Annotated in this window: 12 protein-coding genes; 7 read left to right on the forward strand and 5 right to left on the reverse strand. The window is 57.7% G+C overall.

Annotated elements, in window-relative coordinates:
- Positions 1–71 precede the first annotated feature (71 nt).
- The gene (locus B5E41_RS20780) at positions 72–311 is read right to left on the reverse strand and encodes a hypothetical protein (protein ID WP_088395862.1); all 240 of its coding nucleotides are present in this window, start codon (positions 309–311) and stop codon (positions 72–74) included.
- 254 nt (positions 312–565) lie between these two features.
- Between B5E41_RS20780 and B5E41_RS20785 the strand changes: the two genes are divergently transcribed.
- Entirely contained in the window at positions 566–823 is a 258-nt protein-coding gene (locus tag B5E41_RS20785; RefSeq protein WP_081284274.1) for a hypothetical protein, read from the forward strand.
- 177 nt (positions 824–1,000) lie between these two features.
- On the opposite strand, the gene B5E41_RS20790 is transcribed toward B5E41_RS20785, so the two are convergent.
- The 3 genes from B5E41_RS20790 to B5E41_RS20800 form a co-directional block, all read right to left on the reverse strand.
- On the reverse strand, positions 1,001–1,999 hold the full coding sequence (locus tag B5E41_RS20790) for an MBL fold metallo-hydrolase (protein ID WP_088395910.1): 999 nt from the start codon (positions 1,997–1,999) through the stop codon (positions 1,001–1,003).
- Between the two features lie 491 nt (positions 2,000–2,490).
- Positions 2,491–4,356: a TRAP transporter large permease gene (locus B5E41_RS20795; protein ID WP_088395863.1), complete on the reverse strand. Its 1,866-nt coding sequence runs from the start codon at positions 4,354–4,356 to the stop codon at positions 2,491–2,493.
- Positions 4,357–4,365: 9 nt separating this feature from the next.
- Positions 4,366–5,382, reverse strand: a complete 1,017-nt coding sequence (locus B5E41_RS20800; protein WP_081284275.1) for a TRAP transporter substrate-binding protein — start codon at positions 5,380–5,382, stop codon at positions 4,366–4,368.
- A 394-nt stretch (positions 5,383–5,776) separates the two neighbouring features.
- Between B5E41_RS20800 and B5E41_RS20805 the strand changes: the two genes are divergently transcribed.
- Both B5E41_RS20805 and B5E41_RS20810 read left to right on the forward strand, forming a co-directional pair.
- Positions 5,777–6,745 carry an NAD(P)-dependent oxidoreductase gene (locus tag B5E41_RS20805; protein WP_088395911.1) on the forward strand — a complete coding sequence of 323 codons (969 nt, stop codon included), beginning with the start codon at positions 5,777–5,779 and terminating at the stop codon, positions 6,743–6,745.
- Positions 6,742–7,590: an alpha/beta fold hydrolase gene (locus tag B5E41_RS20810; RefSeq protein ID WP_088395864.1), complete on the forward strand. Its 849-nt coding sequence runs from the start codon at positions 6,742–6,744 to the stop codon at positions 7,588–7,590. Before B5E41_RS20805 ends, B5E41_RS20810 begins: the two co-directional genes overlap by 4 nt.
- Positions 7,591–7,661: 71 nt before the next feature.
- Here the strand turns inward: B5E41_RS20810 and B5E41_RS20815 are convergent, their stop codons facing one another.
- Positions 7,662–8,591 carry a LysR substrate-binding domain-containing protein gene (locus tag B5E41_RS20815; RefSeq protein WP_088395865.1) on the reverse strand — a complete coding sequence of 310 codons (930 nt, stop codon included), beginning with the start codon at positions 8,589–8,591 and terminating at the stop codon, positions 7,662–7,664.
- A gap of 227 nt (positions 8,592–8,818) precedes the next feature.
- Between B5E41_RS20815 and B5E41_RS20820 the strand changes: the two genes are divergently transcribed.
- The 4 genes from B5E41_RS20820 to B5E41_RS31815 all read left to right on the forward strand — a co-directional run bounded on the left by B5E41_RS20820 (position 8,819) and on the right by B5E41_RS31815 (position 12,165).
- Positions 8,819–9,670: a sugar phosphate isomerase/epimerase family protein gene (locus B5E41_RS20820; protein ID WP_088395866.1), complete on the forward strand. Its 852-nt coding sequence runs from the start codon at positions 8,819–8,821 to the stop codon at positions 9,668–9,670.
- 21 nt (positions 9,671–9,691) lie between these two features.
- Positions 9,692–10,684, forward strand: coding sequence for a dihydroxyacetone kinase subunit DhaK (locus B5E41_RS20825; RefSeq protein ID WP_088395867.1), 993 nt, complete (start codon positions 9,692–9,694; stop codon positions 10,682–10,684).
- A 10-nt stretch (positions 10,685–10,694) separates the two neighbouring features.
- Positions 10,695–11,336: a dihydroxyacetone kinase subunit DhaL gene (dhaL, locus tag B5E41_RS20830; protein ID WP_088395868.1), complete on the forward strand. Its 642-nt coding sequence runs from the start codon at positions 10,695–10,697 to the stop codon at positions 11,334–11,336.
- 652 nt (positions 11,337–11,988) lie between these two features.
- A complete protein-coding gene (locus B5E41_RS31815) occupies positions 11,989–12,165 on the forward strand; it encodes a hypothetical protein (RefSeq protein WP_170961508.1) in 177 nt (58 codons plus the stop codon).
- The last annotated feature ends 74 nt before the right edge of the window (positions 12,166–12,239 follow it).

A 12,239-nucleotide genomic window follows, 5' to 3' on the forward strand; every position in this document is an offset into this window, starting at 1 on the left:
CCAAAAAAAGAGCGCAGTGGCGGTGAAGCTCGGTGAATGAGTGAATGAATGGCTCAAGACGGGCGATATTGTCATCGACAGGAAGGATACCGACCTTCATAGGCGGCGAAGATGGCGTCGGAAGCGTTGGCGGACACGTTCGCGACAGCGTCGGTCCTACGCTTTTTTTTGATGCCTTTCGCAGTCTCTCGAACTGAGCTCACGCTAGCCGCGAGATCGGAATCGTCAATCATATCGAGGGCTGCCACATTCTCGTGCAGTTCGGCTCGACCGATCTCCTTCAGGACATATGTATCGAGCAGAAATTTCAAGCTTAGTCATCCAGCGCGCTAAGATCGGGAGCACCGATCCACCCGAGCGATATCGTATCCGCCGGTGCGAAGATTGCGGGCAGCAAAGGTGGATCTCGATCGCCCAACCCTGATCATTTCTGGCAATGAGAAATCTTGTTTTCGGACGCGGAGCCACGGACAGACGCCGTCGATCTGTGCCGAAACTTGAGCCTGCAGCCCTTTCCAGGTATCTATCGGTCGAGAGCGCAAAATTACAGGCACAGGATGCGGCGATGCTGAAAACCGACACCCGCCAAGCAAATTGGCGCCGTGCTAATCCAGCGAAATATGATGCTCATCTTGCTGTACAGCGAGCTGTAAAGGCAGGCGAGCTGGAAAAGCAAACATGTGAGGTCTGCGGGATTGAAATGGTCGACGCCCATCATGATCAATACGACGACCCTTTAAAGGTGCGCTGGTTATGCCGACGGCATCACACGAGGCTTCACCACTACGGCGAGGATATGTTTCCGATCAGGAATGGCCTTTAGGTGCGGTCCGCCGATCGCTCTTGATTTCAGTTGGCGTTCCCGCGAGACTTGATGTCTAGCAACGCGATGAAGGCGCACACTGCTTGTTGCGTAACTTCCGCCATGTGATGATTTCGTTCGACTGCCCTCCGGATAGGATTGACGCGAAGGTATTGCCCTCGCGCCCTTCTCTACCACTCAGTCCAACAGGCTAAGATGTAGTGGCTCAGGAAAATACTCGAAGCCCTCTCCCGCTATGCCAACGTGCCCGTAGCCCGGCCATGGGAAGTGGTAGGACATGAAGGGTATTCTATTGGAGGCCAGCATTTTCAGAATGCGCACACGCGATTGAGCCGACAGTTTGGGATCGGTATCGAACGCAAATTCCATCAAAGGCTTTTCGAACAGAAGCACAGGATGATGAGTGAGGTCGCCGCCATAGCACATTGTCTTTCCTGCTGATTCAATCATAAAGCAGCTATGGCCGAGTGTGTGTCCAGGAGCGCTAATGGCATGAATACCAGGAAGAAACTCTTGTTCGTCCTGGAAAAAAACCATGCGGTCCCGCACGGGTTTGAGGTTGTGGATCGCGGCTTTAACAAGACCGTTGAGATCGCCTCCAAGTTTTTTCTCGTCGGTCCAGAAATCGTAGTCGGTTTGGCTGATGTACACCTGGGCGTTTGGAAACGTTGGTTTCCCGTCGTCGCCCCAGATTCCGCCGACGTGGTCCCAATGAGCATGCGAACAGACGACAGCGTCAATATCTTCCAGCGCAATATTCGCGGCGGCCAAGCAAGACTTGAGACGGCCAGTCGTCGGGCCAAATTGCTTAAGCGATCCCATCCCCGTGTCGAACAAAATCAGCTTGCCACCGATGTTTACGACAGGTGCGTTCTGAGCGAGAACGATCTCATCCGTGGGCAGGAAGCTGTGGTTTAGCATGGATCTTATCTCGTCGGCCGGGACGCCGAGAAAGCTTTGTGTCGGGTCGCCGAGCGGAAGTGGGCCGTCTGATACGATGGTTACTTGGGCGTCCCCAATGGCAAATCGATAAAAGTCCGGAGCTTGTGCCCCGGAAACGGGGCTCGCCCTAGCGTGAGCCGCTATACTGTTCGCACCCAAAACGGCTCCACTCAAAGCAGCTCCCCCTGCCAATAGTAAGTTGCGGCGGTCGATCTCGAAACGTTCATTTCCCATTTCACTCCTCCCCATTTGTAAAAAAGCGTCTGCAGACCGCGCTTGTCTTGCGACGGATTTCGGCTTTGTCTGCATTGGAAAGGTATCAAGTGGCAGGTCTACGACAATTGAATTGCAAGTCCATTTCAATGAGCATCGCTCAACACGGGACGCGGCTCGCATCCGAATATCGGCAAGATTATCGTGGATCGCCTTGGCTGCCTCTTTGTCATGTGAGTGGCTCTGCGTCAGGTCGCCAACGGTGTTCATTAAGCGGTAGGAGGATAGATGTTACCTCTTCCCTCGAAGAGCGCACCGCTCCTTGAGGAAGAAGCCACGGAAAACCGCGAGGACGTAACGATCTTCCGGTGGGCGGTACATTCCTTCCCGGGCATATTGCGGAGCCAGCAGCATGCTTCTGAAGCACGTTGCCAGCCCGGCATTCCGCCTTATCAGACATGGTTACGATCGTAGAATGGCCGACTTCTCTACCGGCCGCCTACGGTCGCACGTCATAGGAAGCCGATCGAGATCCAGGGCACCGCTGCGACGATCGCAAGCCCGAGAAGCAGGGCGATCATGTACCCCCACAGCGGCTTTATCCCTTCCACCGGGTTCACACGGCCGATTGCACAGGCGGCATAATAACCGACGCCGAACGGCGGGAGGAACAAGCCCACTCCCATGGCGAGAATGACCACGATCGAATAGTGCACGTCGTGGATCCCTAATCCCTTGGCGATCGGAAATACCAGAGGTGCGAACAGAACCACCGCGGGAATGCCTTCCAGCACGCTACCGAGCACAATGAACGCGACGATCGACACGATCATAAAGATCGGCGCTCCTCCGGGTAGACCCGCCATCGTCTGAACCAGCCCACGCGAAAAACCCGATTGAGTTAGGCACCAGGCCACAGCCGTTGCCGCCGCGATGATGAAAAGGATGGCTCCGGACAAGACCGCCGTTTCCACCAGCATCGGACCCACCCGCTTCCAGTCGAACCGGCGGTAAATGAGGAGGCCTGCCAGCAGCGAGTAGGTAATGCCGATTGTCGAGACTTCCGTGGCGGTAGCAACGCCTTCGACAACCGCTGTACGGATGATAAAAGGCAGGGCCAAAGCCGGAAGCGCAATCAGGAATGTGCGGGAGATCTCCCTGGCCGGCGGCTTGCGAAAACCCGACATGTCCTCGTTGCGATAGCGCCACCAGACGACAACGCAAAGCATCAATCCGCAGACGAACGCCGGCAAAAGACCGCCTATGAACAGGGCCGAAATCGATACGCTCGTAACCGATCCGATGGTGATCAATACGAGGCTCGGCGGGATCGTCTCCGTCTGCGCACCCGTAGCCGCAAGCAGGGCCACGAGATCACCGGGCTTTGATCCTCTCGCTTTCATCTCCGGGAACAGTGCCGGGGCGACAGCAGCCATGTCGGCGGTCTTCGAACCCGATATCCCAGACACCAGATACATTGCCGCGACGAGGACGTAACACAGGCCGCCTCTGACATGTCCGAGCAAGGACGCCAGGAAGTTCAGCATCGCTTTTGCCATGCCCGTAACCTCCATCAGCATACCCAGCAGCACGAACAGCGGGACCGCCAGCAGGAGAAGATGCGACATTCCCTCATCAAGCCGACCCGCGATCACGCTTATCGGACGGCTCGTACCCAGAGCCACATAACTGATGGCAGCGAGAGCGAACACGAACGCGATTGGTACGCCGCTCAGCACACCTAGTGCGATGAAGACTACGAAGAAAAGCACGAGGTTCCAGTTGCCCATCGCCATGATCAACGGTTTCGCCGCAATCGCCAACCCTATCAAGCATGCGGCTACAAGGACTCCGATCAGGAAATCGCTCAGCCTGATGCGCTGAAGGGCATTGGTCACGCCAAGGATAAGCATCAGGCCAAGTCCGATCGGAAGACCAAACGAACGCCATGCGACCGAAACCTCCATCGCGGGAGTGACGACCGGAACTTCATGAAGAGCGTAGACCGTGGCTTTGGGTAGAAGAAGCACGCAGACCGAAAGGCAAAAGACAAGTGCAGCCACCTCCAGTCTTGCCCTTACGACGGGCGGCATCGCGTCCGCGATAACGCCCATCCTCATGTGCTGTCCGCGGTGAAAAGCGAGGACCGCGCCCACGATCGAAAGCCAGAGGAACAACATGGAGGCGAGCTCGTCCGACCAGATGAGCGGCTCGCCCCATGCATAGCGGGCGAAGACGCCCGCCGACAGCACGAGTACCTCGACGACAACAAGTGCTGCGGCGATCAATTCAATCAGGCGCACCACGCCCGCTTCAGCTTTGGCCAGGACTGGCCACGCGCCAATCACCGGGGGGCTGACATTTTCAGAAGTAGCCATGTCAACGCCTCAGATCAATTTGCCCGAGGTAGACTCCAGCAACGCCCATGCTTCCTCGCCGAAACGCCCCTTCCAATCGGAGTAGAACGACGAAGCCTGCAGCGTCGCGCGGAACTGGGCAGTATCGACGTCGATAAATTCAAGACCCTTGCTCGTCAGCTCTGCCTGGAGTTCGGAATTCAGCTTTTCGACATCAGCGCGTTGCACGAGAGCCGAGCGATTGATTTCGGTGACGACAATGTCACGCAAGTCCTCAGGCAACATCTCGAAGTTGTCCCGATTGGCGAGGATCCAGAAGCCGTCCCACATATGGTTGGTCCGGGAAAGATACTTTTGAACCTCGTACATTTTGGCAAAGTAAATGCCAGCGAGCGGGTTTTCGAGACCGTCAGCCACGTGAGTCTGAAGCGCGGAATAGGTTTCGCCCCATGGAATTGATGTCGGCGCGGCGCCGAGGGACTTGAAGAGCGATGTCCAGAGCGGCGCAGGAGGGACGCGGATCTTGAAGCCCTTGAGGTCCTCGGGCGACTTGATCGGTTTGCCGATCGAGGTGGTCTGCCGGAAGCCGTTGTCCCACATCTTCTCGAAGGCGATCAGGTTGACCTTCTCAAAAGCCGTCCGGATGCTCCGGCCGAGCTCGCCATCCACCGACTTCCAGACCTGAGCATAGTTGGGGTAGGCAAATCCTACGCCGGTGATGGCCGCGGGCGGAACGAGTGTCGCTGCGATGAGGCCTGTCTGCGCAAGAAGGTCCAGGCCACCCGATCGAAGCTGGCTGAGCATATCAGCATCGGTGCCGAGCTGGCTCGCGGGAAACACCTGAATACTCACGCGGCCGTCTGTTTGCTCGCTGATCTTGTTGGAAGCCTCGGTCATGCGGGTGTTGAGCGGATGATCAACGGGCATGATGTTGGCAAATTTAAACGAAAACTCTGGCGAGCTCGCGCGCATTGTGCGAGGTGCCGCAAGCGTGGCGGTCATCGCCACGGAACTCATAATAAGGGTACGGCGGTTCATTGTGATCATTGGTTCCTCCTCGAACCGTGTTGATCTATGTCGATGTTTTTAGGAGCCTCCAGCGCAGGCGCTCTCCTCGTAGCGGTCCTCAGTTTCTCGCAGGTTGCTTAGACCTTGGTGTGACGTCGCTGAAGCCGGAAGCCTCCCACTGTGCGGCTGGACGTAAAATAGGCGCTTGCGCCAAACGTCCGCAAATGAATTGCCTCAGGCCAATGTTGAGTTGAACTCAGGCGAGTTCGGCGTGACCCGCGATGGAGACAAAGTTTTTCTAGGAGAACGCGCCAGGCAACATGAATCCAGATCACATGTTTTTTGGGCAAACTCTTTTGATGTGGAGGAAGCCGCTATGCTAACCGCTTTGCATGCGACCATGGCACTCCGGTGGGATGTGCCGACCTATGACGTGCCAGTATCTCGGAGGAGACCGGAATTGCACCAAGCTTTAGAAACAAAGCCGAGCCCGGCACGAGGACCGGGAAAACCGACAATCGGTTTTTTTGGTCTCGGCTCCATGGGATTGCCCATGGCGTCGCATCTCCTAAAAAGCGGCTTCAGGGTCAAGGGGTTTGACATCTCGGAGAATGCTCTAAAAAGCTTCGCTGACAGTGGCGGGACTGCCTATCCAGACGCCACAGAAGCCGCCAGCGAGACCGACGTCTTGATGTTGATGGTGGTCAACATCGACCAGGCGCACCAAGCCCTCTTTGAACGGGGCGCCCTGGCAAATTCAACCAGGACCAGCATCGTCGTCCTGATGTCAACATGCCCTCCCGGCGAGGTTGAACAGCTCGCCGAGGCCGTGACTGCTCGCGGTCACCGGTTTCTGGATGCACCTGTTTCCGGCGGCGTCGCCGGAGCGCGTGACGCGTCGCTTTCCATTATGGTGGCTGGCGACAGGCAAACCTATGAAATGAGCCGCGATCTTCTCGACGTGCTCGGCTCCAAGATCTATTATCTCGGGGAGCGGCCTGGCCAGGCATCGGTTGCCAAAGCGGTCAACCAGTTGCTGTGCGGTGTACACTTGGCGGCAGCGGCTGAGGCGCTGTCGCTCGCCGAAAGGGCTGGGCTCGACACCTCAACGGTACTCGAGATCGTGTCCGGCTCGGCGGCTGCCAGCTGGATGCTCAACGATCGTGGCCAGCGTATGCTTCTGGAAGACCCAGAGGTAACGAGCGCGGTAGACATCTTTGTGAAAGATCTCGGTATCGTGCTTGCCGCTGGCTCCTCTGCCAGGGCCGCCCTGCCGCTCGCCTCCGTTGCGCATCAGTTCTTCCTTGCCGCGTCTGGCCAGGGGTCGGGCTCGGCAGATGACAGTCAGGTCATTCGTGCGTATCGGGGGATGACCGCGGGCCAGAAGGAGGCAAAGAAATGAGTGCCGAGATCAAAAGCAATTACGCGCGACTGTCCGGCATCACCATGCACTACCTGACCGCAGGATCCGGTAAGCCGCTGGTTCTCCTTCACGGGGTGCCGCAGAGTTCGCACGAATGGCGGCACGTGATCCCCTTCCTCGCCGACAAGTACGCGATCATCGCGCCGGACCTGCGGGGCCTCGGCGACACTTCCCGGCCCGCCGATGGGTACGACAAGAAGACGATTGCCGAAGACGTGTGGGAGCTTCTTTCTGAACATCTGAAGATCGATCGCTTCAATCTTGTGGGACACGACTGGGGCGGCCCGGTGGCGTTTGCCCTGGCCGCGCAGCACCGGGAGGCTGTTAGCAAGCTCGCGATCCTGGACGTTACCATTCCTGGCGATGGAGCGGACATGTCGCAAGGCGGCCGGCGTTGGCACCACCCCTTCTTCAGGACGCCGGATTTGCCGGAAGCGATGTTCGGCGGTCGCGAGCATATCTATCTGGAATGGTTGTTTGACAATTATGGCAGCCGGGCAAACGTGCTATCTCAGGAAGACAAGAATGAGTATTTCCGTACCTACCTAAAACCGGGTGGCCTACGCACACTTCTCGCCTATTATCGGGGCTTTCCAACCGACGTCAAAGACAACGAGTTATTCCTCGAGAGGGATGGCAAGCTCGAAATGCCGGTCCTCGCCCTGGGCGGAGACAGTGGTTTTGGCCGCGGCATGGAGACGATGGAATCAATGCAGCGGGTGGCGAGTGACGTTCGAGGCGGATTGATCCCGGGCTCGGGTCACTGGGTTGCAGAAGAAGCTCCCGAATTCATAGCGAACGAACTCCGGAAATTCTTTGACTAAACCACTGCCTGACGTCGGGGATGCGCGTCTGATCCACCAGTCGCGCATCACCGACCCTGAGTGTGCATAACTCACCTCCCGCCGACGTCGATCTCACTCGCAGAAACCGTGTCGCCAGCCAGGGTCTCTTCGATCCAACGCTTGAACAGAGCGATCTTTGGTGTTCTTGCCCTGGACCTCAAGTACACGAGACTATGGCAATTGATGCTGGGGCCTTCCGGGCCAAACGGCGCAACGAGCCTCCCGCTTTTCAGATCTTGCCGGACGAGTATGAGGCTTTCCAGGCAAACGCCAAGTCCATCCGCGGCCGCATTGATGGACATGAAAGATCTATCGAAACGCAGTCCCCGATCCATGTTGAGCCTCACACCGTGGTCGTCGGCCCAATCCTGCCAGCGATAGAGGTTCACTTCGGAGTGGATGAGCGGAAATCTGGCGAGATCCTGCGGTGAGCGTATTCCGTTTGCGCCCTCGACCAACGATGGGGCGCACAGGACCATTATTGGCTCGGGTGGGAAGGGCTCGACGGCGATGCCAACCTCCACGGGCTGCGTTCCGTAGCGGATGTCTATATCGACGTTGCCGGTCCTGAGCTCGGCCGGGTCACCAGAAGCGTGCAGTCGAAGATCGATCTCCGGATAGCGGGCGCTAAACCGGGCCAGGCGAGGCATGAGCCACTGCGAAGCGAGACTGACGACCGAATGGATATTCAGAATGTCACTTTTGCCCTTCTTCGTGAAATTGCGCGTGGCGCTCTCGATCCTTCGAAACGAGGCGCTGATCTCTTCGGCGTAAGCCCTCCCCGCGTCAGTCAGCATGATTGAACGCCCGGAACGATGAAATAAAGCAATTCCGAGCTCCGAATCCAGCGCGGCCATTTGATGGCTCACGGCCGAGGGGCTGATGCTCAGTTCCTCGGCGGCTTTTCCAAAAGATCCAAGACGTGCGACAGCTTCCAACACCTGTAGCGATCGCAGCGAAGGAAACTCCAACGCGCTCATCACCCCTCCTCCCGTTTATGCGTGCCTCGCCACCTTTCCCACTGGAGAGATTCAGTACGCTGGAGGACGCCCTTCATCTATATTCCATGAGGAAATTTAACGCAAATGATGCAGCTGTTGAGATGTATTCATGCATTGACCGATGGAATTCGCTTGTCCGGATGAAGCGCTTTTAACACTTTGCCCATCGGAACGGACTTTGCGCCGTTCTTCTAAGGGAGGAATGCATGGCTGAACGGGTGATCTCCGTGTCCGGCGCGCCGTACGACGGGCATAGCAGAGAGGCCGCACTGGAGAGCGCGGCAACCCTCGGGTTCACGCATTTCGAGCCGGCCTTTATCGTTGGATATACAGAACCCTTTGACGAGACCGCCTTCAAAGCTTCCGAGATGACCAGTTGGCGCAGCGCGCTTAGGTCTTCGGGGCTCTTGTGTCATGCAATGTCGTCGCACATCGACCTCGGTTTCGAAGATTCGGTCGAAGTGTTCACGGGCCGCATGGCATTCGCCGCGGCGATTGGAGCCAAGGTTATTGCGACCAACGCGGCCGCCCGACAAAGAGAGGCAACATTCCGTCGCAACGTCGAAACCATACTGAGAAGAGCGGAAGCCTTCGATATCATCGTTGGCCTGGAAAACCCAGGAGACGGCAGCGATAGCCTGATCAACACCGCGCGAGACGGTATTTCTCTTGTTGAGGAATTCGGATCGCCCTTTCTAAAGCTAAATTACGACGCCGCAAACACAGCGTCACATCGACCGGACATGGACGATCTCGCAGGTGATGGAATCCTGGCGCTGCCGGAATCGGCGCACGCCCATATCAAGGATGTCCGTGAAACCGACGAAGGTTGGTTTTTCTGCGATATCGGCGACGGCAAGGTCGGGTGCGAGCGCCTCCTGGCTGCAATCGCAAAGCTCGACAGCCTCCCGGTCAGTATTGAACTTCCCTTGAGACTGCATCGCAATCGGCAGGCGCAGCCCGTTCGCCGCCAAGATCCCGTGCCGCTGTCATCGATCGAGGACTCGCTGGCTCGGTCGCTCAAGGTCGTCCGGCGAGCGCTCAACGACAATCTATGACCGTGTCTGGAGGAGGACGCAGTGCAACGTTTTGTAAACAACCGCGATGAGGTCGTGGAAGATACCATCAAGGGCTTTGTGAAGGCACACCGAGACATCGTGCGCCTCGCCGAAAACCAACGCGTGGTGACGGCGATTGACCGGCCCGCGCAAGGAAAAGTGGGTGTCGTAACTGGAGGTGGCTCCGGACACGAGCCTGCCTTCATTGGCTATATAGGCCGCAACATGCTTGACGCGGTCGCGGTCGGCGAACTGTTTTCGTCGCCAACGGCCAAGAGCTTTCAGGATGCCATACGCGAAGCGAATGGTGGGAAAGGGGTCGTTGTCCTCTACGGAAATTATGCCGGAGACAACATGAACGTGAAGATGGCGATGAAGCTCGCCGCAAAGGACGGCATCGAGGTTGCCACGGTCGTTGCAACCGACGACGTATGCTCCGCCCCCGCGGAGGAGCAGGCGAAGCGCCGAGGCGTTGCCGGAGAGATCTTCATGTGGAAGGTGGGCGGAGCGAAAGCGTCGATGGGCGCCAGCCTATCCGAGGTTCGTGACGCAGCGCAGAAGGCCATCGACAATTGCCGCTCGGTCGGTGTCGGATTGGGGCCGTGCACTCTTCCAGCGGTCGGACATCCGAACTTCCAGATCGAGCCTGGCACCATTGAAGTCGGTATCGGCCATCACGGCGAGCCGGGCGTGCGAGTAGAAGCGCTCAAGAGCGCATCAGAGGTCGCCAAGGATATGTGCCAGATCGTGCTGGATGACCATGATCTCGGCTCGGGGACAGAAGTGGCCGTACTGGTATCTGGCCTTGGCGCGACACCGCTGAACGAACTTTACATTCTCTTCGACACAGTCGAGGAGGAAATCTCCGGCCGCGGCCTCAGGATCCACAAAGCGTATGTTGGTAACTACTTCACGTCTCTTGAGATGGTTGGAGCGACTTTGACGGTCATGGCGCTCGATGAAGAGCTAAAGTCGCTACTGGAGGTCGAGGTTTGCTGCGCCGCGACACTTTAAGGAGGGAACAATGCAAAAAATGAATAACTCGGCAGCCGGAGAAATCGTAGTCTCCATGGCAAGAGCGATCATCGACAACCGCGCCTACCTCAGCGAGATCGACGGCAAGATTGGCGACGGCGATCACGGAATAAATATGGCGAAAGGTTTCGGTTTAGTGGCCGACCGGATACGCGGCAAGGAGCTATCGCTCGCAAAAGCGCTTGAGACCCTGGGAACAGTCCTGATGACCGAGATCGGCGGATCTATGGGTCCGCTTTACGGTGTGATGTTCACCGAGTTTGCCCAGCAGATCGATCAGGTCGACCAGATCGACAGCAAGACGTTCAGCCGAATGCTGCATGCTGGCTTGACGGGTATTCAAGAAATTGGTTCGGCCAAAGTCGGCGACAAGACATTGCTTGACACGTTGGTGCCTGCTGTTGAAGCTTTTGACAAAGCGACATCAGAAGGAAAATCCTTCGACGAGGCATTGGAACTCCTCGTTGCGGCAGCCGAAAGTGGCCGCGATTCGACGGTGAACTTGATCGCACGGATCGGCCGAGCCAGCAGGCTGGGCGAACGATCGCTCGGCGTGCTGGATGCTGGTGCGACGTCTTGCGCGCTGATCCTCAAGGAGTTGTCTGAGGGAACCCGTGATAGGCTTCAATAGTGTCATCGCTTCTTGAGCGTGATCATACTGAGAACCGAAGTGATGCCGAGCTTAAGGGGAAGCCAATCCAGAGTGCCGCTCGGTTATTGATGTGAAACGCGCCGCGATAGAAATCCGGCAACACTCCTCCGTGTGCCCCCCGAGGGTGGACACCCGCTTTCGCGGCCGTTCGGGAATCAAATTTAGCGGACAGATTGGGTCGGCGGCGAACTATGCATTCGGTCTCCGGGCACCATCGCTCTCGCTTGCAGGGTCGGGTTCCGCAAACCGCGAAAGGCACGACTCATCGCAACTTAGGCGGTGGCACGACTGAAGCTGACGCGACATTCGGTCACGCGGCGACGCAGAGTCCTTCGCTCAGCTAACACCTGACCCGCTAAATCGAAGACACGAGTAATCGGCCTGGGGGAGCGACGACCTGGCACGAAGCTCGAAAATCGTGCGTCAAACGGTGGTCCAAACGGAAGCAAGCCAATCCCGCTCTTTACCGATGGCGTCCTGGCCGGTTCCGGATCTTCCACGATCAACCCGCGAGGGGTCCGCTAGCAAGCTGCGGCCGCTTCCGCTTTGCGTCGCGGTGATCGCGCCCGGACCCGTGCCTTTGGAGGAGCCATCGAGCGGGAATTGGCCCGCTCCCGAAGGAGCCTCTCAAATGTCGCACGATCTCTCTCTCGCCCAGTCCCACGCCTTCCAGCTCTCCCGTGACCTGATGGTACCGGTCACCCTTTTCGAAGTTGACGGCGAATATGGCGTCATTCCTTCCGATGAGATCGACGCCGACGACGATCTGGCGATCGTGCATGAGTACATGCCTTGGCCGGCTCATTGAGCCGGCACCGCCGGGGCGTGCCCCTTGCGAGCGGCGGGCCGCAAGGGAAGCTTCGCCGCGGCCAATTTCAGCTT

This window comes from Rhizobium esperanzae (assembly GCF_002204185.1).
GTDB lineage: Bacteria > Pseudomonadota > Alphaproteobacteria > Rhizobiales > Rhizobiaceae > Rhizobium > Rhizobium esperanzae.